The following is a 24,248-nucleotide window of genomic DNA, read 5'->3' as shown; positions in this document are numbered from 1 at the left end:
CGCTTGCGGCGGAAGACCTGTCCATGTTCGGCCGCGACCCCTGGTGGCTGGTCGCCTTCAAGGCGGTCTTCTGCTTCGCGTTCCTGATGGTGACGGTCCTCCTCGCCATCGTGTGGGAGCGCAAGGTCGTCGCCTGGATGCAGCTGCGCATCGGCCCCAACAGGAACGGCCCCTGGGGTCTGCTGCAGTCCCTCGCGGACGGCGTCAAGCTGATGCTCAAGGAAGACGTGATCGTCAAGCGCGCGGACAAGGTGGTCTACGTCCTCGCTCCGGTGATCGCGGCGATTCCGGCCTTCATGGCGATCGCGGTGATCCCGTTCGGGCCCGCCGGCAACGAGGTCTCGATCTTCGGCCACCGCACCACGATGCAGCTCACGGACCTGCCGATCGCGATGCTCTACATCCTCGCGGTCGCCTCCGTCGGCATCTACGGCATCGTGCTCGCGGGCTGGAGCTCCGGCTCGACGTACCCGCTCCTCGGCGGCCTGCGCTCCTGCGCGCAGATGATCTCGTACGAGATCGCGATGGGCGCCGCCTTCGCCTCCGTCTTCCTCTACTCCGGGTCGATGTCGACGTCGGCGATCGTGGAGGCGCAGGCGGACCGCTGGTACGTCCTGCTGCTCCCCGTCTCCTTCATCATCTACATCGTCACGATGATCGGTGAGACGAACCGTGCGCCGTTCGACATGCCGGAGTCCGAGGGCGACCTCGTCGGTGGCTTCAACACCGAGTACTCGTCCATCAAGTTCGCGATGTTCATGCTCGCCGAGTACATCAACATGGTCACCGTCTCGGCGGTGTCGGCCACGCTCTTCCTGGGCGGCTGGCGGGCGCCGTATCCGATCAGCACGTTCTGGGAGGGCGCGAACCACGGCTGGTGGCCGATGCTCTGGTTCGTGATCAAGGTCCAGCTGCTGCTGTTCTTCTTCATCTGGCTGCGCGGCTCGCTGCCCCGCGTCCGTTACGACCAGCTGATGAAGCTCGGCTGGAAGGTCCTGATCCCGGTCTCCGTCGTCTGGCTGATGCTGGTCGCCACGGTCAGGGCGATGCGGAACGAGGACTACGAATTCACCTCGATCGCGCTCTATGTCGGCGGCGGAGTCATCGCGTTGCTGCTGCTCTCCGTCGTCGTCGACATCTTCCGCGACAAGCGCGAGAAGGAAGCCGCCGCCGAGGAGGAGAAGCCGGTCGCCTTCGACCCCATGGCGGGCGGATTCCCCGTGCCGCCGCTGCCCGGCCAGAGCCTGCCACCCGTCCCGCGCCGACGCTCGCGCCAGGAGCGGGAGTTGATTGTCAGTGGTGGACCGGATACTCAAAGTGACGGAACCCGAAGTGACGGAAAGGAGGCGTCCGATGGCTGAGTCGAACCAGGAGTCGCAGGAGTCGAACCAATCGAAGCAGGGGTTCCAGAACCCTGTCGCGGGCTTCGGCGTGACCTTCAAGGCCATGTTCAAGAAGCGGCTGACCGAGCAGTATCCGGAGCAGCAGAAGACCACTGCTCCCCGCTTCCACGGCAGGCACCAGCTGAACCGCCATCCGGACGGCCTGGAGAAGTGCGTCGGCTGTGAGCTCTGCGCATGGGCCTGTCCGGCGGACGCCATCTATGTGGAGGGCGCGGACAACACGGACGAGGAAAGGTACTCGCCCGGCGAGCGGTACGGCCGCGTCTACCAGATCAACTACGCCCGCTGCATCCTGTGCGGCCTGTGCATCGAGGCGTGCCCCACGCGCGCGTTGACGATGACGAACGAGTTCGAGTTGGCCGACAGCAGTCGCGAGAACCTCATCTACACCAAGGAGCAGCTGCTCGCCGGTCTCGAAGAGGGCATGGTCGACTCGCCGCACGCGATCTTCCCCGGCACGGACGAGCAGGACTACTACCGAGGTCTGGTGACCGAGGCCGCGCCCGGCACCGTGCCGCAGGTGGCCCTCTCCAAGGGCGAGACGCCGCAGGAGGCGGCCTCGGACTTCGGAGACGGCGAGCCCGCCTCGGAGAAGGTGGTCGGCCGATGACGCAGCTCGCCGCCTACTCGACCTCGACCGGCGAGGCCTTCCAGTTCTGGGTGCTCGGCACGGTCGCGGTGATCGGCGCCCTGTGCACCATCCTCATGAAGAAGGCCGTGCACAGCGCGCTCTGCCTGGCCGGGACCATGATCATCCTCGCGGTGTTCTACCTGGCGAACGGCGCGTACTTCCTGGGCATCGTCCAGATCGTCGTCTACACCGGCGCGATCATGATGCTCTTCCTCTTCGTCGTCATGCTCGTCGGCGTCACCGCGGCGGACTCCCTGAAGGAGACCATCAAGGGACAGCGCTGGCTGGCGCTCCTGTGCGGACTCGGCTTCGCCGTGCTGCTCTTCGCGGGCATCGGGAACGCCTCCATGAAGGAGTTCAACGGCCTCGGCAAGGCGAACGCCGGCGGCAACGTGGAGGGCCTCGCGGGGCTCATCTTCACCAAGTACGTCTTCGCCTTCGAGATCACCGGCGCCCTGCTCATCACGGCGACGGTCGGCGCGATGGTGCTCACCCACCGCGAGCGCACGGAGCGCGCCAAGACCCAGCGCGAGCTGTCCGAGCAGCGCGTGCGCGACGGCAAGCACCTGCCGCCGCTGCCCGCCCCGGGTGTGTACGCACGGCACAACGCCGTGGACATCGCCGGTCTGCTCCCCGACGGCACCCCGTCGGAGCTCACGGTCAACAAGACGCTGCGTGACCGCGGTCAGATCCGCGACGTGTCGAACGAGGCGCTGGACGACCTGCGGGCGCTTGAGCAGCGCTCCACCGACCGTCTGGAGCGGCCCGACCTGCGGAGCGGCGACATCGGGCGGACCGAGGAGGCGTCGAAGTGAACCCCGTCAACTACCTGTACCTCGCGGCACTGTTGTTCACGATCGGCGCGACCGGCGTGCTCATCAGGCGGAACGCGATCGTGGTGTTCATGTGCATCGAGCTCATGCTCAACGCCTGCAACCTCGCGTTCGTGGCCTTCTCCCGGATGCACGGCAACCTCGACGGCCAGATCATCGCGTTCTTCACGATGGTCGTCGCCGCCGCGGAGGTCGTGGTCGGGCTCGCGATCATCGTGTCGCTGTTCCGTTCCCGCCACTCGGCCTCGGTCGACGACGCCAGCCTGATGAAGCTCTGAGGGGTCGCTGAATCGTGGAGAACTTGATTGCGCTGCTCGTCGCGGCGCCTCTGCTCGGAGCGGCCGTACTGCTGTGCGGCGGGCGGGCACTGGACCGCGCGGGCCACTGGCTCGGCACGCTGCTCGCGGCCGCCTCCTTCGTCATCGCCGTGGTGCTCTTCTCGGACATGCTGGGCAAGGGCGCCGAGGAACGCTCCCTGTCGCAGCACCTGTTCAGCTGGATCCCTGTGGAGGGGTTCCAGGCGGACGTCGCCTTCCAGCTCGACCAGCTGTCGATGACGTTCGTCCTGCTGATCTCCGGTGTGGGCACCCTGATCCACATCTACTCGATCGGGTACATGGAGCACGACGAGCGGCGCCGCCGCTTCTTCGGCTACCTGAACCTGTTCCTCGCGGCGATGCTCCTGCTGGTCCTCGCCGACAACTACCTGCTTCTGTACGTCGGCTGGGAGGGCGTGGGTCTCGCCTCGTACCTCCTGATCGGCTTCTGGCAGCACAAGCCCAGCGCGGCCACCGCCGCGAAGAAGGCCTTCCTGGTCAACCGGGTCGGCGACGTGGGTCTGTCCATCGCCATCATGCTGATGTTCACCACCTTCGGGACGTTCGCCTTCGGGCCCGTCCTGGAGGCCACCGGTGACACGTCGGAGGGCAAGCTCACCGCCATCGGCCTGATGCTGCTGCTCGCCGCGTGCGGCAAGTCCGCGCAGGTGCCGCTGCAGTCCTGGCTCGGCGACGCGATGGAGGGCCCGACCCCGGTCTCGGCCCTGATCCACGCCGCGACGATGGTGACCGCGGGTGTCTATCTGATCGTCCGCTCCGGAGCGATCTTCAACGGCGCGCCGGACGCACAGCTCGTGGTCACCGTCGTCGGAGCGGTCACGCTCCTGTTCGGTGCGATCGTCGGTTGCGCGAAGGACGACATCAAGAAGGCCCTCGCCGGATCGACGATGTCCCAGATCGGGTACATGATCCTGGCCGCAGGACTCGGCCCCATCGGCTACGTCTTCGCGATCATGCACCTGGTGACGCACGGCTTCTTCAAGGCCGGGCTCTTCCTCGGCGCCGGTTCGGTCATGCACGGCATGAACGACGAGGTCGACATGAGGAAGTACGGCGGCCTCAGGAAGTACATGCCGGTCACCTTCGTCACCTTCGGTCTCGGCTACCTCGCGATCATCGGCTTTCCCGGTCTGTCCGGCTTCTTCTCCAAGGACAAGATCATCGAGGCGGCGTTCGCCAAGGGCGGCACGGAGGGCTGGATCCTCGGCTCGGTGGCGCTCCTGGGCGCGGCCATCACCGCGTACTACATGACGCGCGTGATGATCATGACCTTCTTCGGAGAGGAGCGCTGGCGCAACCGGCCGACGGCCTCCCCGGACCAGCCGGACGTCGAGCCGGCCGCGGAGCACCACGGCGCCCACGACGAGCCGCACCCGCACGAGTCCCCGAAGTCCATGACGATCCCGATGATCGTGCTCGCCTTCGGGTCGGTGTTCGCGGGTGGCTTCTTCAGCATCGGCGACCGCTTCATGCACTGGCTGGAGCCGGTCACCGAGCACAGCCACGGCGACTCGCCGCTGAGCGCCGCCACGGTCACGGGCGCCACCATGGTGGTCCTCGTCATCGGCGTCGCCCTCGCCTACGTGCAGTACGGGCGCAGGCCCGTCCCGGTCACCGCCCCGCGCGGCTCGGTGCTCACCCGCGCCGCCCGCCGTGACCTCCTCCAGGACGACTTCAACCACGTCGTCCTGGTGCGCGGCGGCGAGCACCTCACGCGGTCCCTGGTCTACGTGGACCACACCCTGGTCGACGGCGTCGTCAACGGCACGGCGGCCTCGGTCGGCGGCCTCTCCGGGCGGCTGCGCAAACTGCAGAACGGCTACGCCCGCTCCTACGCGGTCTCGATGTTCGGCGGCGCTGCGGTGCTCATCGCCGCGACCCTGCTGATGAGGGCGGTCTGATACCGATGTCCTTTCCCCTGCTGACAGCGACGGCGGTCCTGCCCGCGGTCGGCGCGATCGCCACGGCAGCCGTTCCGGCCGCCCGGCGTACCGCCGCCAAGTGGCTCGCCCTGCTCGTCTCGCTCGCCACGCTCGGCCTCGCGGCGACCGTGCTCGTACGGTTCGACCCCGACGGCGACCGCTATCAACTGACCGAATCGCACGCCTGGATCAAGGAGTTCGGGGTGCGGTACGAGCTCGGGGTCGACGGCATCGCCGTCGCGCTCCTCGCGCTCACCGCGCTCCTGATCCCGTTCATCATCCTCGCGGGCTGGCACGACGCCGACCCCCTGGAGACGAAGTCGTCGCGCTGGCGTCCGACTCAGGGCTTCTTCGCCCTGATCCTGGCCGTCGAGGCGATGGTGATCATCTCCTTCGAGGCGACCGACGTCTTCGTCTTCTACATCTTCTTCGAAGCCATGCTCATCCCGATGTACTTCCTCATCGGCGGCTTCGGAGACCGCGCCCACGCGGGCACGGACGAGAACGCCTCGGCGCAGCGCTCGTACGCGGCCGTGAAGTTCCTCCTCTACAACCTCGTCGGCGGCCTGATCATGCTGGCCGCCGTCATCGGGCTCTACGTGGTGGCGGGGACCTTCTCCCTCCAGGAGATCGCCTCCGCGCGCGCGGACGGCTCGCTCGACATGGCGACCAACACGGAGCGGCTGCTCTTCCTCGGCTTCTTCTTCGCCTTCGCGGTGAAGGCGCCGCTGTGGCCGCTGCACACCTGGCTGCCGAACGCGATGGGGGAGTCCACCGCCCCGGTCGCCGTCCTGATCACCGCGGTCGTGGACAAGGTCGGCACGTTCGCGATGCTGCGGTTCTGCCTCGGCCTCTTCCCGGAGGCGAGCGACTGGGCGACACCGGTCGTCCTCGTCCTCGCACTGATCAGCATCATCTACGGAGCACTGCTCGCCGTCGGCCAGCGCGACATCAAGCGCCTGGTGGCGTACGCGTCGATCTCGCACTTCGGCTTCATCATCCTCGGCATCTTCGCGATGACCTCGCAGGGCCAGTCCGGCGCGACGCTCTACATGGTCAACCACGGCATCTCGACGGCCGCGCTGATGCTGGTGGCCGGATTCCTGATCTCGCGGCGCGGCTCGCGCCTGATCGCCGACTACGGAGGGGTGCAGAAGGTCGCGCCGGTGCTCGCCGGCACCTTCCTGATCGGCGGCCTGGCCACGCTGTCGCTGCCCGGCCTCGCACCGTTCGTCAGTGAATTCCTGGTCCTGGTCGGCGCGTTCGCGCGCTATCCGGTGGTCGGGATCATCGCGACCGTCGGCATCGTGCTGGCCGCGCTGTACACGCTCGTCCTCTACCAGCGGACGATGACGGGCCCCGTGAAGGCGGAGGTCTCGGCCATGCCCGACCTGCGGGTGCGTGAGCTGGTCGTCGTCGCTCCGCTGATCGCCCTCCTGATCGGCCTCGGCGTCTACCCGAAGCCGCTCACCGATCTGGTGAACCCGGCGGTCGAGCACACGATGTCCGACGTACAGAAGCATGACCCCAAGCCCGATGTGGAGGCGGCCAAGTGAGCGCAACAGCCGTCCACAGCCTGTGGACAATGGCGGCCGACCCGGTCGACAAGATCGACGCGCCCACCATCGAGTACGGGCAGCTGTCGCCGGTGCTGATCGTCATCGGCGCGGCCGTCATCGGAGTGCTCATCGAAGCCTTCGTGCCGCGCAAGTCCCGTTACTACGCACAGCTGTTCCTCTCCGTGGTCTCCCTGGCCGCCGCGTTCGCCGCGGTCGTCGGGCTCGCGGCCCGCGGCTTCGGGACCACCAAGGCGCAGATCGCCGCGATGGGCGCCATCGCGGTCGACGGACCCGCGCTCTTCCTCCAGGGCACGATCCTGCTCACCGGAATCGTCGCGATCTTCACCTTCGCGGAGCGGCGCCTCGACCCCTTGTCGCACGGCAACCGCGTCGACTCGTTCGTGGCACAGGCCGGGTCCGTCCCGGGCAGCGAGGGCGAACAGGACGCCACCAAGGCCGGGTTCGCCACCACCGAGGTGTTCCCGCTGGCGCTCTTCGCCATCGGCGGCATGCTCGTCTTCCCGGCGGCCAACGACCTCCTGACGCTCTTCATCGCGCTGGAGGTCTTCTCCCTGCCGCTGTACCTGCTGTGCGCCCTCGCCCGGCGCAAGCGCCTCATGTCGCAGGAATCCGCCGTCAAGTACTTCCTGCTCGGCGCGTTCGCCTCGGCGTTCACGCTCTTCGGCATCGCGCTCCTCTACGGGTACGCGGGCTCCGTGTCGTACGCGACGGTCGCGGACGTCGTCGAGGGCAACGTCAAGACCGTGGACCCGGCGCTCGCCGACACCATGGGCAATGACGCGCTGCTTCTCATCGGCGTCGCGATGGTGGTGATGGGGCTGCTCTTCAAGGTGGGTGCGGTGCCGTTCCACATGTGGACCCCGGACGTGTACCAGGGCGCCCCGACGCCGGTCACCGGCTTCATGGCGGCGGCGACGAAGGTGGCCGCGTTCGGCGCCCTCCTCCGCCTCCTCTATGTGGTCCTTCCCGGCCTGCGCTGGGACTGGCGGCCGGTCATGTGGGGCGTCGCGGTCATCACGATGCTGGGCGGCGCGATCATCGCGATCACGCAGACCGACATCAAGCGGCTCCTCGCGTACTCGTCCGTCGCCCACGCCGGCTTCATCCTCGCCGGTGTCATCGCGACCACCCCGGACGGCATCTCCTCCGTCCTCTTCTACCTGGCCGCCTACTCCTTCGTGACCATCGGTGCCTTCGCCGTCGTCACGCTGGTGCGGGACGCGGGCGGCGAGGCCACGCACCTGTCCAAGTGGGCGGGGCTCGGCCGCCGGTCCCCACTGGTGGCCGCGGTCTTCGCGGTCTTCCTGCTCGCCTTCGCCGGCATTCCGCTGACCTCCGGGTTCGCCGGGAAGTTCGCGGTCTTCAAGGCGGCGGCGGAGGGCGGAGCGGGCCCGCTGGTCGTCGTCGGTGTGCTGTCGTCGGCGATCGCCGCGTTCTTCTACATCCGCGTGATCGTCCTGATGTTCTTCAGCGAGCCGAAGGCGGACGGCCCCACGGTCGCCGTTCCCTCGCCGCTGACGATGACGGCGATCGGCATGGGCGTCGCGGTGACGCTGGTGCTCGGTGTGGCCCCGCAGTACTTCCTGGACCTGGCGAACCAGGCGGGGGTCTTCGTCCGCTGACCCGACCCTTCCGTACGCACCGCACGCCGCTGCCCGGCATCCCGAGAAGGGGTGCCGGGCGGCGGCCTGTGGATAACTGTCCGGGGTGTCGGTGGGGAGCCCTATCGTGGAGGCAGTGGTCGAGGTAGTGGCCGAGGCGGGAAGCACGGCGGGGGACAGGGCGATGGATGGGATCAAAGGCATGAGCGAGGTGACGGCGTCGGTATCGGCGCCGGGCGCGGCGACCGGCACCGTGACGGAGAGCGACGCGCTGCGCACGCTCCACCGCGTCTTCGGGTACGACGCCTTCCGCGGCGAGCAGGAATCGATCATCGACCACGTGGTGGGCGGCGGGGACGCCGTCGTCCTCATGCCGACCGGCGGCGGCAAATCCCTCTGCTATCAGATCCCGGCCCTGGTCAGGCCCGGCACCGGCGTCGTGATCTCCCCGCTCATCGCGCTGATGCAGGACCAGGTGGACGCGCTGCGGGCGCTCGGTGTGCGCGCCGGGTTCATCAACTCGACGCAGGACTTCGACGAGCGGCGCGTGATGGAGGCGGAGTTCCTCGCGGGCGAGCTCGACGTGCTCTATCTGGCGCCGGAGCGGCTGCGCCTGGACGCCACCCTGGATCTTCTCGGCCGGGCGAAGATCTCCGTCTTCGCCATCGACGAGGCGCACTGTGTCGCCCAGTGGGGCCACGACTTCCGCCCCGACTATCTCGCCCTCTCCCTGCTCGGCGAGCGCTGGCCGGATGTCCCCCGTATCGCCCTGACCGCGACGGCCACCGACGCCACGCACCGGGAGATCACGCAGCGGCTCGGCATGCCCGACGCCCGGCACTTCGTGGCGAGCTTCGACCGCCCCAACATCCAGTACCGCATCGTGCCGAAGGCCGAGCCGAAGAAGCAGCTCCTCGCTTTCCTGAAGGAGGAGCACGCGGGCGACGCCGGCATCGTCTACTGCCTGTCCCGCAATTCGGTGGAGAAGACCGCCGAGTTCCTCTGCAAGAACGGCATCGAGGCCGTCCCGTACCACGCGGGCCTGGACGGCGGCACGCGCGCGGCGCACCAGTCCCGCTTCCTGCGGGAGGACGGCCTCGTCGTCTGCGCGACGATCGCCTTCGGCATGGGCATCGACAAGCCCGACGTCCGCTTCGTCGCCCACCTGGACCTGCCCAAGTCCGTCGAGGGGTACTACCAGGAGACGGGCCGCGCGGGCCGCGACGGCCTGCCCTCGACGGCCTGGATGGCGTACGGCCTGCAGGACGTCGTGCAGCAGCGGAAGTTGATCCAGGGCGGCGAGGGCGACGAGGCGTTCCGGCGCCGAGCCTCCTCCCATCTGGACTCGATGCTGGCGCTCTGCGAGACCGCCCAGTGCCGCCGCGCTCAGCTCCTGACCTACTTCGGCCAGGAGGCGGGCGCCCAGTCCTGCGGCAACTGCGACACCTGCCTGACGCCGCCCGAGACCTGGGACGGCACGGTGGCGGCGCAGAAGGTCCTCTCCACGGTCGTGCGTCTGCAGCGCGAGCGCGGCCAGAAGTTCGGCGCGGGCCAGATCATCGACATCCTCCTCGGCAAGAAGACCGCGAAGGTCATCCAGTTCGACCACGACCAGCTCTCGGTCTTCGGCATCGGCGAGGAGCTGGCGGAGGCCGAATGGCGCGGTGTGGTCCGGCAGCTGCTGGCGCAGGGCCTGATCGCGGTCGAGGGGGAGTACGGCACGTTGGTGCTCACCGAGACGAGCGGCTCCGTCCTGGGCCGCGAGCGCGAGGTGCGCCTGCGCAAGGAGCCGAAGCGGGCACCGGCGGCCCGTGCGTCCAAAAGCGACCGCAAGGCGAAGTCGGCGGCAGCGGTCGCGGAGCTCCCCCAGGAGGCGGTCCCGCTCTTCGAGGCACTGCGCGCCTGGCGCGCGGCTCAGGCGAAGGAACAGGGCGTCCCCGCATACGTGATCTTCCACGACGCCACGCTCCGAGAGATCGCCACCCTGCGTCCCTCGTCCGTGGGGGACCTGGCAGGCATCAGCGGAGTCGGCGAGAAGAAGCGGGCGACCTACGGCGAGGGCGTGGTCGGGGTCGTCGCGGAGTTTTTGGGCGGGGCGGCTGCGACAGGCGGGGGGACGGCTGCGGGGTCCGAGGTGCCGCTCAGCGACGAGGAGGAGCCGGACTGGGGCGCTGAGGAACCGGACTGGTAGACGCTCTTTCTACGGTGACTCGGGCGCCGGCCGCCGAGCTGTGATGGCGGTGAGGTCCAGTTCGATGGTGAAGGGGACGCTCACCTTGAGGTCGTCATGGAAGATGCCGGTGGGCACGTAGGTGCGCGTCGCGGGTTCGAGTTCGAAGACATGGATCACGGGGCGCCCCTCGTCGTTCTCCACGCGCCAGTAGTGGCGGATGCCCGCCTTGGAGTACTTGAGCGGCTTGGCTTCCCGGTCGCGGGGTGCGGAGTCGAGGGCGACGACATCGAGGGCCAGTACCACGGTGTCTGCGGGGACGCGTGTCTGTCCGGGGCCGACGACCTCCTCGGAGGGCACGACGATGACATCGGGCTCGAGCCTGTTCTGCGGGTCGACGTCGATGGTGAATTCGCGTAGGACTTCGGGTCCTGCGGGGGCTGCGCTTCGAGTCGCCTATTGAGGAAATTGATCGCTCGCAAATGAAAGTGTGTTTGCTGACTCACGAAGACAAGGCTCCCGTCGATCAGCTCCGTGTGCGGAGGCAGATTCGGAAGCCGGTCCAGGTCGTCGGCGGTCCAACCACCCTTGGGCGGGACCGGCCACGTGGGCCCGGAAGCCTCGGGTTCGACGCTCATCAGTGCTCCCACGGGGTGGAGTCTCACCGGTCCGACCACGTATCGGGCGGGGACCCGTAGAGGTCTGCACGTACGTGTGAACGAGTGTCGGCACCTTGACTCGCTCCGGAGGTGTCCGTCGAGGTCACACGTGGTCCAGCGCCTCCCTCACCGCCCGCAGGGCCGCCGCATCGTCCGCTCCGAGCGAGCGGGCAGCGGTGACGAACTGTCCCGCCAGCGCCGCCAGTTGCTCCTGGTCAAGAGGGGAGGCACCCGCCGGAAGCGGGGCGACCCTCGTGCCGGCGCCGCGGCGCGTGTGGATCAGGGAGGCCGCTTCCAGTTCGCGGTAGGCGCGCGCCACCGTGCCCGCCGCCAGGCCCAGGTCGGCGGCGAGTTGGCGGACGGGTGGAAGGCGTTCGCCCTCGGGGAGGCGGCCCGTGGTGATGAGGGCGGAGAGCTGGGCCCGGATCTGTTCGTAGGGCGGGACGGGGCTCGTGGTGTCGACCCGGACGGCGGGGCCGCCTCTGGCCGGGCCTGTCATCGGCGGCCTGCCCGGGGAGCGACGATCGTGGTCAGGGACCAGGTCATCGTGGATGCCGCCGAGAGGGCCACGGGAATCAGTATCCAGGCCGACCCGGACGCGCCCATGCAGTCGAGGCCGAGGAGCGCGCCCGCGGCGAAGGTCGTGGTTCCCAACAGGGGAGTGGAGACCAGCAGGCCCCAGGCCGCGGTGATCGCCAACGCCCGGTCGCGGCGCGGCTGTTCCTCCGAGGGGCGGCGGGCGATGCGGCGCAGGGACCATGCGCACGCGACCGTGCCGATGGCGAGTGTGGCCAGGACCGGGGCGCCGTAGAAGAGCCCGGGCCAGGGGCCGACGGTCTGGGTCATGCCCTGGCAGGTGGCGGAGAGGGTGCGTCCGGCTCGGCCCTGGTCGTCCGGCGAGGCCGTGACGGCGGCCGCGACGAGGAGCGTGAGCAGGGTCAGCGCCTGCGCGACGAGCAGACGGGTCGTCCGGGGCGGTACGTAGTCCCGGGCTCGGCGCGGGGTGAGGCCGGCGCTGCGGACCGGGCCGCGTGGTGGGGGCGTGAGGGCGTCGCCGAGCAGGACTCCGGCGACGGCGCAGAGCCCGAACGCCGGGATGGCGTAGAGGATCCCTATGCCCAGGCCGTCGTCGCGGGACACGATCGCCCAGGCCGCGGCGGCGCCCGCGGCGAGGCCGGCCCAGCGGGCGTACAGATCGGCGCGGGCGCGGGCGACCGCCTCCGGTGGGAGGGGTGGGAGCGGCGGCGCGGTGCGGGTGCCAGTGGTCGTGCCGCTGATCGTGTCGGTGTCGTGCATGGCTGAACCCCCGAGTGGACGGTGCCGGGTGGTCGGGCCCGGACCTGTACTCAGCGCCCGTTTGTATCAAGCGCTGAGTACAAGTTCACCTCGCTCCGGAGCTTGTGTCAAGCAGTTGGTACAAGTTCCCGGCGTGCGGATCAGCGTGCCGGCGCGATCCGGCCCGTCACCTCGCCCAGTCCGACCTTCGTGCCGTTCGGCCCCGGCGCCCAGGCCGAGAGCGTGACCTCGTCGCCGTCCTCGAGGAACGTCCGCTTGCCGTCGCGCAGTTCGAGGGGGTCGCGGCCGTTCCAGGTCATTTCGATCAGCGAGCCGAGCTGCCCGGCCTCGGGGCCGCTGACCGTGCCCGAGCCGTACAGGTCGCCGGTGCGCAGTGAGGCGCCGTTGACCGTCATGTGCGCCAGCTGCTGCGCGGCCGTCCAGTACACGGTGGAGAACGGCGGCTCCGAGACGACCTGGCCGTTCAGGGTGACCGTCATGCGCAGGTCGTAACCGCCCGGCTCGTCCGCCGCGGACTCCGCGGAGTCGTCCAGATACGGCAGGAGCTGGTGTGTGCGCTCCGGGGGTGCGATCCGTGCCGAGTCCAGCGCCTCCAGCGGGGTGATCCACGCCGACACCGATGTGGCGAACGACTTGCCGAGGAACGGTCCCAGCGGGACGTACTCCCAGGCCTGGATGTCGCGTGCGGACCAGTCGTTGAGGAGGGTCAGTCCGAAGACGTGCTCCCGGAAGTCCGCGAGGGGGACGGCGGTGCCCTGCTCCGAGGACGCGCCGACGACGAAGCCGACCTCCGCCTCGATGTCGAGCCGCACGGACGGGCCGAAGACGGGGGCCGGGTCCGAGGGTGCCTTGCGCTGGCCCGTCGGGCGGACGACGTCCGTGCCGGACACGACGACCGTGCCGGAGCGGCCGTGGTAACCGATGGGCAGGTGCTTCCAGTTGGGGGTCAGCGGCGACGGCGCGTCCGGCCGGAACATCTGCCCCAGGTTGGAGGCGTGGTGCTCGGACGCGTAGAAGTCGACGTAGTCCGCGACCTCGAAGGGCAGGTGCAGGGTCACTTCGGAGAGCGGGTGCAGCAGGGGGCGTACGGCCTCGCGGTGGGCGGGCACCGTGACCCATGCCGTCAGCGCGCGTCGCACGTCGGACCAGGCCCTGCGGCCCGCGGCGAGCAGCGGGTTCAGCGTGGTGCGGGCGAGGAGCGAGACGTAGGGGGAGCCGAGCGCGGCGGCCGCGGCGCCCGCGTCCAGGACGTACGAGCCGAGCCGTACCCCCACCCTGCGTCGGCCGTCCGCCTCCCCGGCCAGGGAGAACACGCCGTAGGGGAGGTTGTGCGGACCGAAGGGGTCGCCCTCGGGAAGGCCGAAGGGGTCTCCTCCGGGAAGGTCGGCGGAGTCACCGGCGGCCGGGTCGAGCGGGGTCTGCTCGGACATGCGTACCTGCCTCGCTTTCCATAGGGATGTGCCACACGTTACGTGTGGACACCCCGGTTGCGGCAGTGTCCAAAGGGTCGACGATGTCCGCATAAGTCGCACTGAGACCCCGCCGGAGCCGCGTCGAAGCCTTCCTGAAGCCTTGTCGAGGAGTTCCCGCAGCCTCGCCGTGGCCTTCCATTCCGGTGTGGGGGACGTGCACTTGGCGGCCGCATATGACTACGCGGCACGGGCCGGGTGGCATAGCCGGAATGAGGCATGCCGGAATGTAATCCTCCACTTTTCGGTGAACCGGCGACACGTCGGTGCGGTCCGGTCTCACCCGCCCGTATGCGCACCTTGCCAAGCAGCTTCCGGCCGGGCTCAGGATCCGTATTCTCTGGATCATGGCCGCCTCCCTCGCATATGCACTCATCGCCACTGACCTGGACGGGACGCTGCTGCGCGGCGACGACACGGTCTCGGACCGGTCCCGGCGGGCGCTGGCCGCCGCGGGCGGGGCGGGCGCCCGGCACCTCGTGGTGACAGGCCGTCCGGCCCCACGGGTGCGGCCCCTCCTCGACGAACTCGGGTACGACGGCCTGGCCGTGTGCGGTCAAGGCGCCCAGCTGTACGACGCGGGCGCGGACCGGATGGAGTGGTCGGTGACCCTCGACCGCGAGCTCGCCGAGGTGGCGCTCGGGAAGATCGAGGCGGAGGTCGGCCAGGTCCACGCGGCCGTGGACCAGGACGGCGTGGAGGGCCTCACGCTCATCGAGCCGGGGTACGAGATGCCGCACCCCACGCTGCCCGCGGTGCGGGTGCCCGGTCGGGACGTGCTGTGGGAGGAGCCCATCAGCAAGGTGCTGCTGCGCCATCCGACGCTGGCCGACGACGAGTTGGCGGCGGTCGCGCGGGACGCGGCGGGCACCCTCGCGTCGGTGACCATGTCCGGCCCCGGCACGGTGGAGCTCCAGCCGTGCGGGGTGACCAAGGCGACCGGGCTCGCGCTGGCCGCGGAGCGGCTCGGCCTGACCGCCGCGGACACCATCGCCTTCGGGGACATGCCCAACGACATCCCCATGTTCCTGTGGGCCGCACACGGAGTGGCCATGGCCAACGCCCATGGGGAACTGAAAGCGGTGGCTGATGAGTTGACCCTCTCGAACGAGGACGACGGCATCGCCGTCGTCCTCGAACGTCTTCTGAAGGTCTAGCCCGCCGTCCGCCGGATCCGCTGCTCCCACGTGCGGTGGAAGACGACCTCGTCGCCGTCCTTGCACACCACCTCGTTCGACGTGATGAAGTCCGCCGCGTCGCAGGTGATCTCCGAGCGGGTCTCGACGCGTGTGTCCCAGCCGAGGTCGGGCCGGTGCAGGCGGATCGTCCAGTCCGAGCGGGTGCGGGCGCTCAGCGGGTCGCCCTCCTGGATCGTGTACGTCTCCAGGGCGTCCTCGGTGAACTCGAGCCCGTCGGGGTACACGCGCGTGCCGCCGTACCGCGGGTCGACCTCGAGCCGCCACTCGCCCTTGGCGACATCGCGTACGACAAGACGCTCGGGCCGCTGTTCGTCCAGGGGCGCCGGGTACACCACGCCCAGCGGCTCCGACTGCTCGGCGGGCTGGAAGGTGATCGACGGATCCAAGTCACCGTCACGGACCGGCAGTTCCAGGGCGCTGCCGACCGGCTCCAGGGTGAACCCCACCGAGTCCGCCTGCGGCCAGATCCAGGGCCAGTAGGCGGAGGACACCGCGAGCCGGATGCGGTGGCCCGGCGGGAAGGTGTGGCCGATGCCGTTGAGCTCGAAGGTGACGTCCTCGGTGGCGCCCAGGGGCCAGGCGTCCGCGCGGTCCCTGCCGTTCCGCGCGGAGAGGTTCAGGACGCCCCGGGTGACGAGGGTGGACGAGCCGTCCGGGGCGATGTCGCAGAGCCGGGCGACGGCCTGGCCGTAGGGCACGTCCATCCGCAGCCGCAGGGTCACCTTCGGGCGCCCCAGGATGCGTACCTGCGCGGGAACCTCGAACTCGAAGCACGCCGACTTCGCGTCCTCGTCCCGCTGGTCGGGCGGCAGGTCCGCGTCGTTGCCGAAGGGGAAGTAGCGGCCCGCGTCCAGGCCCGTGTGCTGCGGGGAATCGACGACGACGGGGGTGCCCTGGAGGGCGTAGGGGACGGGGGTGACGTTCGGGGACGGCCAGGAGGGGTCGCCCACCCAGCCGCCGGACAACTCTTTGTATACAGTCGCCGGCGGATGGGAATCGCTGATCCAGGAGCGGAGCTTCGGCTCGGCCATCACTCCGGAGTCGATGCCTTTGAGGTGGTGGTCCCACCAGCGCAGGGTCTCCTGGAGGAAGCCGATCGAGGGGCCCGGCGGCAGTCCGCGGTCCGGGTACTGGTGCGACCAGGGGCCGATGAGGCCGCGCACCCGGTCGTCGGGGAGGTGCTCGACGAGGCGCAGGACCGTGTCGCGGTACGGGTCGTGCCAGCCGCCCACCGCGAGGACCGCGGCGCCGATCGCGGAGTAGTCCTCGCAGACGCTGCCGTGCCGCCAGTAGTCGTCCCGGGTCTGGTGGTCCAGCCAGGTGTGGATGAAGGGCTCCACGGCCGCGAGGCGCGTCAGCCACATCTCGCGCCAGGCATCGCCCACGAAGTACGGGTCGGGCGGGCGAGAGACGAAGGCCAGCATCGTCGCCGCCCACGCGTGCATGTCCACCGCGAGGACGGACCCGCCCATGTAGTGCACGTCGTTGTCGTAGCGGTCGTCCGCCGAACAGACCGTGACGATCGCCTTGAGCGGCTCGGGGGCGAGCGCCGCGATCTGGAGGGAGTTGAAGCCGCCCCAGGAGATGCCGAACATGCCGACCTTGCCGGTCGACCACTCCTGGGCGGCCAGCCAGTTCACCACCTCGACGCCGTCGGCCAGCTCCTGCGCCGAGTACTCGTCGGTGGGCAGGCCCTCGCTGTTGCCGTGCCCGCGGACGTCGACCCGCACGGAGGCGTAGCCGTGGCCCGCGTACCAGGGGTGCCGCTGCCAGTCCCGCGGCGCCGTCCAGTCGCTGAGGCGGTAGGGGAGGTACTCGAGGAGCACGGGGACGGGTTCGTCGGTCACGGGACGCCACACGCGCGCGTAGAGCGTGGTCCCGTCCGCGAGGGGTACGCGGAAGTCCTCGCGGGTGGTCTCGTACGGGTAGGAGTCGCGGATCTGCATGAGTGGAACCTCAGTGGACGGGGTGCATGGTGCGGCGCAGCCACGGCGCCAGGGCGATCACGGCGATGCCCGCGACCACGGCGACGGCGCCGTTCACGCCGAAGTACGCCGGGTTGGAGACCTCTCCGTAGACCTTCACGACCTGCGCCTGGATGCCGTTGGCGAGCGCGAGGGAGAGGAACCAGAGGGCCATGGTCTGGCTGGCGAAGGCCTTGGGGGCGAGCTTCGTCGTCGCCGACATCCCGGACGTCTCCAGGAGGATGTCGCCCAGCCCGAGCAGCAGGTAGGAGCCGACGATCCACCAGGCGGCCATCTTGTACGTGTCGTCGGCGTGCCCCGAGGTGGGCAGCACCATCAGGAGGAACGACAGGCCGCCCAGGATCACGCCGAACGCGATCTTGTTGGACGCGTGCGGCTGGCGCGGGCCCATCCGCGCCCAGACGGCGGCGACGACCGGCGCGAGCGCCACCTCGAAGGCGCCGAGCGCGGACGCGTACCAACTGGCGGGGAAGTGGTAGCCGAGGATCGACGTCTCGGCGTTCGACGCGGCGAGGAGCATCATCGTCGAGTACGCCTGGAAGAGGATGAAGTTGAAGACTACGGAGGCGAGGAAAAGGACGACATAGGGGCGCAGTCTGCGCCGTTCGTCGTCCGTCACGCGGGGGCTGCGGAACATCACCGCGAAGTAGACGACCGGTGCGATCACCGAGATGAGGGTGAGCAGGTCGACGAAGCGGTCCATGGTCAGCCAGCCCACTGCGGCGAGCAGCCCTGCGAGCGCGGCGACCACGGCACAGCCCACGACGATCATGAGGACGGCCCGGCGCATCGCGTCCCTGGGGAGCGCGAATTCGGCGGAGGCCTTCCGTCCGGCGAGGTGACGCCGTCCCAGGACGTACTGGACGAGGCCGAAGGTCATGCCGATCGCGGCCGCCGAGAAGCCCCAGTGCCAGCCCTTGTGGTCGCCGAGCCAGCCGGTGATCAGCGGGCCCGCGAAGGCGCCCACGTTGATCGCCATGTAGTACAGCGCGAAACCGGCGTCGCGCCGCTGGTCCTCGGTGCGGTAGAGCTTGCCGACCATGGAGGCGACGTTCGGCTTGAGCAGACCGGTGCCCGCGCTGATGAGGCCGAGGCCCACCCAGGTCATCGTCGCCGTCGGCACGGCCATCGAGTAGTGCCCGCAGGCGATGAGGATGCCGCCCCACAGCACCGCGCGGTAGGAGCCGAGAATGCGGTCGGCGAGCCAGCCGCCGGCCACGGAGACCAGATAGACCAGAGTGCCGTACGCCGCTGAGACCGACGCGGCCGTGCCGGCATCCATCCCCATGCCGTCGTTCGCGACGGAGTCGGCGAAGTAGAGGACCAGGATGGCCTGCATGCCGAGGAACGAGAAACGCTCCCAGACCTCCAGGCCCGAGAGGGTGAGCAGACCGCGCGGCTGTCCGAAGAAGGCGTGGTCGTCACCCGGCGCGGGGTCGCCGGGCGGCTCGGCAGGCGGCTCGTACTCGGCCGTAGTACGGGACAAAGGGTCTTCTCCCGATCGTTACGGTTGTTGTGGTGCGGGACGGTCTTGTCGGTCGTATGGGCTGATCAAGAACATACCGGTGACCTTCGGCCACCGCGCGGGCTGGTCCGCCGACGGACCACGGTGCGCTCCGTACCCTGCCGACCAGGGCTGTGACGTGCGACGGACGGGCAGGTGCTCACCGTGATCGAAAGTCGACCGGATACGCTGACTTGAGTGATGGCAGCGACACATCGACAAACCCGTGTCATCGAACGAGAACCAATGATCGACCGAGTTGGCCGTGTGATCGTCAGCAGACAGGAGAACCTCTCGTGACCGTCGTCGGGCCTTTCGGGCTGAGCGTGCGGGACCAGGCTCTCGAAGCCGATGTCCAGGTCGGACTGGCGGCTGTCGAGGAGGGACTGCTCGAGGCCACCAAGAGCGAGGTGCCCTTCATCACCGAGGCCGCCCAGCACCTCGTCCGTGCCGGGGGCAAACGCTTTCGTCCGCTGCTCGTGATGCTCGCTGCCCAGTTCGGCGACCCCTACGCGCCGCGTGTGGTGCCCTCCGCCGTCGTCGTCGAGCTGACGCACCTCGCGACGCTGTACCACGACGACGTCATGGACGAGGCGGACGTGCGCCGCGGCGTCGCCAGCGCCAACCAGCGCTGGGGCAACTCCGTCGCCGTCCTGACCGGCGACTTCCTCTTCGCCCGTGCCTCCTACATCCTGGCCGACCTCGGCCCTGAGGCCGTCCGCATCCAGGCGGAGGCGTTCGAACGCCTGGTCACCGGCCAGATCCTGGAGACCGCGGGACCGGCCGAGGGCCGCGACCCGGTCGACCACTACCTCGACGTGCTCCGGGGCAAGACCGGCTCGCTGGTCGCTGTGGCCTGCCGGTTCGGCGCGATGATGTCCGGCGCCGACGAGGCCGTCGTCGACGTTCTCACGCAGTACGGGGAGCGCCTCGGCGTCGCCTTCCAGCTCGCCGACGACGTGCTGGACATCGCGTCCGACTCGCACGAGTCCGGCAAGACCCCCGGCACCGACCTGCGCGAGGGCATCCCCACGCTGCCGGTCCTGCGGCTGCGCGAGCGGGCCGCGCGGCTCGGGCTCGCCGAGGACATCGCCCTGTGCGAGCTGCTCGACTCGGACCTCACGGACGACGCGCGGCACGCGGAGGCCCTCGTCAGGCTGCGTGCGCACCCCGCGCTGGACGACGCCCGCCGGGACACGGTCTCCTACGCGGAGGGCGCACGCGCCGCCCTGGGGCCGCTGCCCGAGGGGGACGCCAAGGCGTCGCTGCTGGAGCTCTGCGACCTGGTGGTGCACCGGGCGGGCTGAGCGGCCACGGCGGGAACCCGGTCCTGGAACGGAACGCGGTCCTGGAACAACTGTCGAGCGGCGGTGCCGACCCCTACGGGATGGGGGAGGCGCCGCCGTTTCATGTCATCCCAGGGCAGTACGTGGAGTTGCGCCCGGGGTCTGACGCTTCTCGTTGGCCGATTTGGTCGGATGGAGTTCAGCGAGAACAACCACTCCTGACCAATTCGGGTGAGAATGGCGGCACAGGGTGGACGCAGGCACGTACAGGTAAGGCCGCCGCCGACCACGGAGGTAAGGCAGACAATGGCACCGTACGAACCGGAGAAGGACACCAGCGAGGCCGGGGAGCTGCGTGCCGGCCGCCGCAAGGCGGCCCGTTACGCGGTCCCGATCGCGGTGGCGGGGGTGGCGGCGGCGACCATCGGGCTCGTCCCGGCGCTCGCCACGTCGGGCGACCCGGACCTGCCGAAGGTCACCGCGCAGGAACTCATCGAGAAGATCGCCGCGTCGGACACGCAGCAGCTGTCCGGCAACGTCAAGATCAGCACCGACCTGGGGCTGCCGTCGATCGGTGGCATGGCGGGCGGCTTCGGCGGTGGCGGCGGCACGGACCGGAGCGAGGACGGCGACGACAAGGGCTCGGCGGCCGACCCCAAGAGCAAGCTGATGGAGCTGGCGTCCGGCACGCACACGCTCCGCGTCGCGGCCGACGGCCCCGACAAGCAGAAGGTGTCCGTCCTCGGGGACGCCTCCGAGTACAGCATGATCCACAACGGCGACGAGCTGTGGGCGTACGACAGCGCGTCGAACGAGGCCTATCACGCCACGGAGAAGGGTGCCTCCTCGGACAAGGGCGCCTCTTCGGAGAAGGGCGACAAGGGCCATGAGGCCGGAAAGGGCGCGAAGGACGTTCCCTCCACTCCGGCGGACTTCGCCGAGCAGGCCCTGAAGGCCGTCGACGACACCACCTCCGTGAAGGTCGACGGCACCGCGCAGGTCGCAGGCCGTGACGCGTACCGCCTGGTGATCAAGCCGAAGCAGTCCGGCTCCACGATCGGCCAGATCACGATCGCGGTGGACGAGAAGACCGGCACGCCGCTCAAGTTCACCCTGACCCCCGCTTCCGGAGGCGCGGCCGTCGTCGACGCCGGCTTCACGAAGGTCGACTTCGGCAAGCCGTCCGCTTCCACCTTCGACTTCACGCCCCCGAAGGGCACGAAGGTCACCGAGGCCGACGAGCACGGCAAGAAGGGCCACGACTTCCAGGACAAGGGCGACAAGGGCGGCAAGGAGTTCGACAAGGGCGATCTCAACGAGCCGAAGATCATCGGTGAGGGCTGGAGCACCATCGCCGAGCTGAAGCTGCCGGGCGGCCAGGGCCTGCCGACGGCCGGTTCGGGCGACGTCCCGCCGGACGCGCAGAAGCTCCTCGACTCGCTGGGCGACCAGGTCGACGGCAAGTTCGGCTCCGGCACGGTCTTCTCGACTCGCCTGGTCAACGCCCTCGTCACCGACGACGGCACCGTCTACATGGGCGCGGTCACGAAGGACGCGCTGGTGAAGGCGGCGAACGAAGCGCACTGACGCGGCACGCGCGGCACGTGTCGCGCGTTGACGTAGGGGAACGGCGGATGGAAGGTGCCTGCCGGGCACCTTCCATCCGTTTCGTCGCAGGTGGGCAAGAGGGAGGGCAACGTGCCGGGTACCAACGGCAGCTCGGTGGGTGTCGCCGGCTCGGTGGAGCACGTCATCGAGACGCACGCGCTCACCAAGCGCTACGGAAAACACCTCGCCGTCGACCGGCTCGACCTCACCGTCCCCGTAGGCAGCGTTTTCGGTTTCCTCGGGCCGAACGGCTCGGGCAAGACGACCACGATCCGCATGCTGATGGGCCTCATCGAGCCGACCTCCGGCCACGCCCAGGTCCTCGGCCGCCCCATGCCCCGCTCCACGCGCAGCGTGCTCCCGCACGTGGGCGCGCTGATCGAAGGACCCGCCCTGTACGGCTTCCTGTCGGGCCGTGACAACCTCCTGCGGTACGACTCCGCCGACCCGACCGCCGACCCGCGTACGCGCCGCACACGGGCCGAGGCGGCCCTGCACCGGGTCGGGCTCACCGCGGCCGCGGGCAAGAAGGCGAAGGCGTACTCCCTCGGCATGAAGCAGCGGCTCGGGCTCGCGGCCGCGCTGCTCCAGCCGCGCAGGCTCCTCGTCCTCGACGAACCGACGAACGGCCTCGACCCGCAGGGCATGCGCGAGATCCGCACCTTGGTGCGGGAGCTGGCGGCGGAGGGCACGACCGTCTTCCTCTCCTCGCACCTCCTCGACGAGATCGAGCAGGTCTGCACGCACGCGGCCGTGATGACGCAGGGCCGTCTCATCACCCAGGGGCCCGTCGCCGAGCTCGCGGCGGGCGCGCGCGGCAGGCTCGTCGTGACGACACCGGACACGGGTGACGCCGCCCGCGTCCTGAAGGAGCACGGCGTGGCGGACCTCGTCGTGACGGAGGACCGCGTGACGGGAGAGCCACCGGGCCAGGACGAGTCCGGCCGGGAAGTGGAGTTGGCCGAGTTGAACGCGGCACTGGTCGGAGCGGGCGTCCGCGTCCGCGGCTTCGGACTCGAAAGGGCCTCTCTGGAGGACGCGTTCGTGGCACTGACGGGGGAGGGATTCGATGTCGCGGGCTGAGATCGTCAAGGCCACGGACGCTACGGACGGCACGGACACCACGGCGGCCTCCGGACCGACGCCTCCGTCGACGGCGACACCAGGGGGCGGCGCGCGGGATGCGCGGTGGATCTGGACGCTCGGCCTGTTCCGCAGCGAGCTAGGGATCACCTTCCGCCGCTGGCGGACCCTCGCACTGCTCGGCGTGCTCGCAGCCGTACCGATTCTCGTCGGCATCGCCGTCAAGATCGAGACCAGCGACGGCTCCACGATCGGCGGAGGCGGCGATGAAGGCGGACCCGCCTTCATCGCGCAGATCACCAACAACGGCCTGTTCCTGGTCTTCACGGCGCTCGCCGCGACGCTGCCCTTCTTCCTGCCGATGGCCATCGGCGTCGTCGCGGGGGACGCGGTCGCGGGCGAGGCCAACGCGGGCACCCTGCGCTACCTGCTGGTCGCGCCCGCGGGGCGGACCAGGCTGCTCCTCGTGAAGTATGCGACCACGTTGACGTTCTGCCTGGTCGCGACCCTGGTCGTGGCCACGTCCGCGCTCGCGACCGGGGCCCTGCTGTTCCCGCTCGGCGAGGTCACCACGATCTCCGGCACCCGTATGGGCTTCGGCGAAGGGCTGCTGAGGGCCCTGATGATCGCGCTCGTCGTCGCCGTGTCACTGATCGGGGTGGCGGCGCTCGGCCTGTTCGTGTCCACGCTCACGAGCAGCGGCATCGCCGCCATGGCGACGACCGTCGGCCTGCTGATCACCGTCCAGATCCTGGACCAGATCCCCCAGCTGCACGCCCTCCACCCGTACTTCTTCTCGCACTACTGGCTGTCCTTCGCCGATCTGATGCGGGAGCCCGTCTACTGGGACGACATCATCAAGAACCTGCAGATGCAGGGGCTGTACGCGGCCGTGTTCGGCTCGGCCGCGTGGGCGCGGTTCGGGGCGAAGGACGTGATGGCGTAGGGCGCGCGCGGTGGCCCGGGGACCGCGCTGTCGTCAGTTGTCGTAGGGGTAGCGGGCCAGCGGGGGCTCCTGGGCGAAGAAGGTCTTGGCGCGCGCCAGGGCCTCGGTGTCCTCCAGGACGTGGCCGGGTCGGGTGCCGTTGCCCAGCAGCACGCCACCGAAGTGCATGGGGAAGAAGGCGGCCGTGTTGCGCAGGGTGCCGATCAGCGGCTCGGCGACCTCCTCCTCGCGGTGGGCGAGCGCAGTGACGCCCCACAGAGTGCGGTCCTTGAGGGTGTCCTTGAAGGCCACCTCCGGAGTCTCCAGCCAGGCGTCCCAGTAGTCGAGGTAGCGCTTGACCGTGGCCGAGAGCGAGTACCAGTACAGGGGCGACACGATGACGATGTCCGTGGCCTCCAGGGTGGCGTCCAGAAGCTCCGCTTCGTTGTCGCCGACGGGGCGGGGGCGCGCCCGGGGGCGGCCGTCCTCGTGACGACGGTCCTCGAAGTCGGGCAGCGGCAGCTCCGCCAGGTTCAGCCAGCGCTGCTCGACGTCGGAGGGGAGCTGCTCGGCCGCCTTGCGGGCCAGGATCTCGGAGTTGCCCTCGGGGCGTGCGCTGCCGAGGACGAAGAGGAACTTGCGGGTCATGGAATCCCCCTGGATGCAGTTGCTTGCGCGTGCACTATATGCACGCGCAAGCAATGCCGTCCAGGGGTGGTCGGGCACGCCGCTCGGGAGGCGGCTCCTTTTAGGGAG

Annotated in this window: 19 protein-coding genes and 1 pseudogene; 13 read left to right on the top strand and 7 right to left on the bottom strand. The window is 69.6% G+C overall.

What is annotated here, in order from left to right; genetic code table 11:
- The first annotated feature begins 23 nt into the window (after positions 1–23).
- From nuoH to recQ, 8 genes are all read left to right on the top strand, one after another.
- Complete coding sequence (nuoH, locus tag DEJ48_RS16315; protein ID WP_223832484.1) at positions 24–1,361, top strand: NADH-quinone oxidoreductase subunit NuoH; 1,338 nt, start codon at positions 24–26, stop codon at positions 1,359–1,361.
- On the top strand, positions 1,354–2,013 hold the full coding sequence (gene nuoI / locus DEJ48_RS16310; RefSeq protein WP_150216877.1) for an NADH-quinone oxidoreductase subunit NuoI: 660 nt from the start codon (positions 1,354–1,356) through the stop codon (positions 2,011–2,013). Before nuoH ends, nuoI begins: the two co-directional genes overlap by 8 nt.
- Positions 2,010–2,849 (top strand): NADH-quinone oxidoreductase subunit J, encoded by an 840-nt coding sequence (locus DEJ48_RS16305; protein ID WP_150216875.1) that lies wholly within the window; start codon positions 2,010–2,012, stop codon positions 2,847–2,849. Before nuoI ends, DEJ48_RS16305 begins: the two co-directional genes overlap by 4 nt.
- A complete protein-coding gene (nuoK, locus tag DEJ48_RS16300; protein WP_003974374.1) occupies positions 2,846–3,145 on the top strand; it encodes an NADH-quinone oxidoreductase subunit NuoK in 300 nt (99 codons plus the stop codon). Before DEJ48_RS16305 ends, nuoK begins: the two co-directional genes overlap by 4 nt.
- Before the next feature lie 14 nt (positions 3,146–3,159).
- Positions 3,160–5,106 carry an NADH-quinone oxidoreductase subunit L gene (gene nuoL / locus DEJ48_RS16295; RefSeq protein ID WP_150216874.1) on the top strand — a complete coding sequence of 649 codons (1,947 nt, stop codon included), beginning with the start codon at positions 3,160–3,162 and terminating at the stop codon, positions 5,104–5,106.
- Between the two features lie 5 nt (positions 5,107–5,111).
- Complete coding sequence (locus DEJ48_RS16290; RefSeq protein ID WP_150216872.1) at positions 5,112–6,683, top strand: NADH-quinone oxidoreductase subunit M; 1,572 nt, start codon at positions 5,112–5,114, stop codon at positions 6,681–6,683.
- Positions 6,680–8,329: an NADH-quinone oxidoreductase subunit NuoN gene (gene nuoN / locus DEJ48_RS16285; protein WP_150216871.1), complete on the top strand. Its 1,650-nt coding sequence runs from the start codon at positions 6,680–6,682 to the stop codon at positions 8,327–8,329. The genes DEJ48_RS16290 and nuoN overlap by 4 nt, the downstream gene beginning before the upstream one ends.
- A 181-nt stretch (positions 8,330–8,510) precedes the next feature.
- Positions 8,511–10,499, top strand: coding sequence for a DNA helicase RecQ (gene recQ / locus DEJ48_RS16280; protein ID WP_150221212.1), 1,989 nt, complete (start codon positions 8,511–8,513; stop codon positions 10,497–10,499).
- Positions 10,500–10,508: 9 nt separating this feature from the next.
- Here the strand turns inward: recQ and DEJ48_RS16275 are convergent.
- The 4 genes and pseudogenes from DEJ48_RS16275 to fahA all read right to left on the bottom strand — a co-directional run bounded on the left by DEJ48_RS16275 (position 10,509) and on the right by fahA (position 13,863).
- A pseudogene (locus tag DEJ48_RS16275) lies at positions 10,509–11,116 on the bottom strand (Uma2 family endonuclease).
- Positions 11,117–11,240: 124 nt separating this feature from the next.
- Positions 11,241–11,636, bottom strand: a complete 396-nt coding sequence (locus DEJ48_RS16270) for a GntR family transcriptional regulator (RefSeq protein ID WP_150216868.1) — start codon at positions 11,634–11,636, stop codon at positions 11,241–11,243.
- Entirely contained in the window at positions 11,633–12,433 is an 801-nt protein-coding gene (locus DEJ48_RS16265) for a hypothetical protein (RefSeq protein ID WP_223832062.1), read from the bottom strand. Before DEJ48_RS16265 ends, DEJ48_RS16270 begins: the two co-directional genes overlap by 4 nt.
- A gap of 140 nt (positions 12,434–12,573) precedes the next feature.
- Complete coding sequence (gene fahA / locus DEJ48_RS16260) at positions 12,574–13,863, bottom strand: fumarylacetoacetase (RefSeq protein ID WP_150216867.1); 1,290 nt, start codon at positions 13,861–13,863, stop codon at positions 12,574–12,576.
- Positions 13,864–14,249: 386 nt separating this feature from the next.
- Between fahA and DEJ48_RS16255 the strand changes: the two genes are divergently transcribed.
- Positions 14,250–15,059: an HAD family hydrolase gene (locus tag DEJ48_RS16255; RefSeq protein ID WP_150216865.1), complete on the top strand. Its 810-nt coding sequence runs from the start codon at positions 14,250–14,252 to the stop codon at positions 15,057–15,059.
- On the opposite strand, the gene DEJ48_RS16250 is transcribed toward DEJ48_RS16255, so the two are convergent.
- Positions 15,056–17,047, bottom strand: a complete 1,992-nt coding sequence (locus DEJ48_RS16250; protein WP_150216863.1) for a CocE/NonD family hydrolase — start codon at positions 17,045–17,047, stop codon at positions 15,056–15,058. The genes DEJ48_RS16255 and DEJ48_RS16250 overlap by 4 nt on opposite strands.
- Before the next feature lie 10 nt (positions 17,048–17,057).
- Complete coding sequence (locus DEJ48_RS16245; RefSeq protein WP_150216862.1) at positions 17,058–18,572, bottom strand: peptide MFS transporter; 1,515 nt, start codon at positions 18,570–18,572, stop codon at positions 17,058–17,060.
- A gap of 314 nt (positions 18,573–18,886) precedes the next feature.
- Between DEJ48_RS16245 and DEJ48_RS16240 the strand changes: the two genes are divergently transcribed.
- From DEJ48_RS16240 to DEJ48_RS16225, 4 genes are all read left to right on the top strand, one after another.
- On the top strand, positions 18,887–19,897 hold the full coding sequence (locus tag DEJ48_RS16240; RefSeq protein ID WP_150216860.1) for a polyprenyl synthetase family protein: 1,011 nt from the start codon (positions 18,887–18,889) through the stop codon (positions 19,895–19,897).
- A gap of 285 nt (positions 19,898–20,182) precedes the next feature.
- Positions 20,183–21,463: a LolA family protein gene (locus DEJ48_RS16235; protein ID WP_150216858.1), complete on the top strand. Its 1,281-nt coding sequence runs from the start codon at positions 20,183–20,185 to the stop codon at positions 21,461–21,463.
- Positions 21,464–21,574: 111 nt separating this feature from the next.
- On the top strand, positions 21,575–22,567 hold the full coding sequence (locus tag DEJ48_RS16230; protein ID WP_150216857.1) for an ABC transporter ATP-binding protein: 993 nt from the start codon (positions 21,575–21,577) through the stop codon (positions 22,565–22,567).
- Positions 22,554–23,513: an ABC transporter permease gene (locus DEJ48_RS16225; protein ID WP_150216855.1), complete on the top strand. Its 960-nt coding sequence runs from the start codon at positions 22,554–22,556 to the stop codon at positions 23,511–23,513. The genes DEJ48_RS16230 and DEJ48_RS16225 overlap by 14 nt, the downstream gene beginning before the upstream one ends.
- Positions 23,514–23,546: 33 nt before the next feature.
- On the opposite strand, the gene DEJ48_RS16220 is transcribed toward DEJ48_RS16225, so the two are convergent.
- Positions 23,547–24,140 carry a flavodoxin family protein gene (locus DEJ48_RS16220; RefSeq protein ID WP_150216853.1) on the bottom strand — a complete coding sequence of 198 codons (594 nt, stop codon included), beginning with the start codon at positions 24,138–24,140 and terminating at the stop codon, positions 23,547–23,549.
- Between the last annotated feature and the right edge of the window lie 108 nt (positions 24,141–24,248).

This window comes from Streptomyces venezuelae, from assembly GCF_008642315.1.
GTDB classification, from domain to species: Bacteria; Actinomycetota; Actinomycetes; order Streptomycetales; family Streptomycetaceae; genus Streptomyces; species Streptomyces venezuelae_D.
Note: the sequence above shows the minus strand (reverse complement) of the source record. Positions and strands in the feature narration are given on the sequence as shown.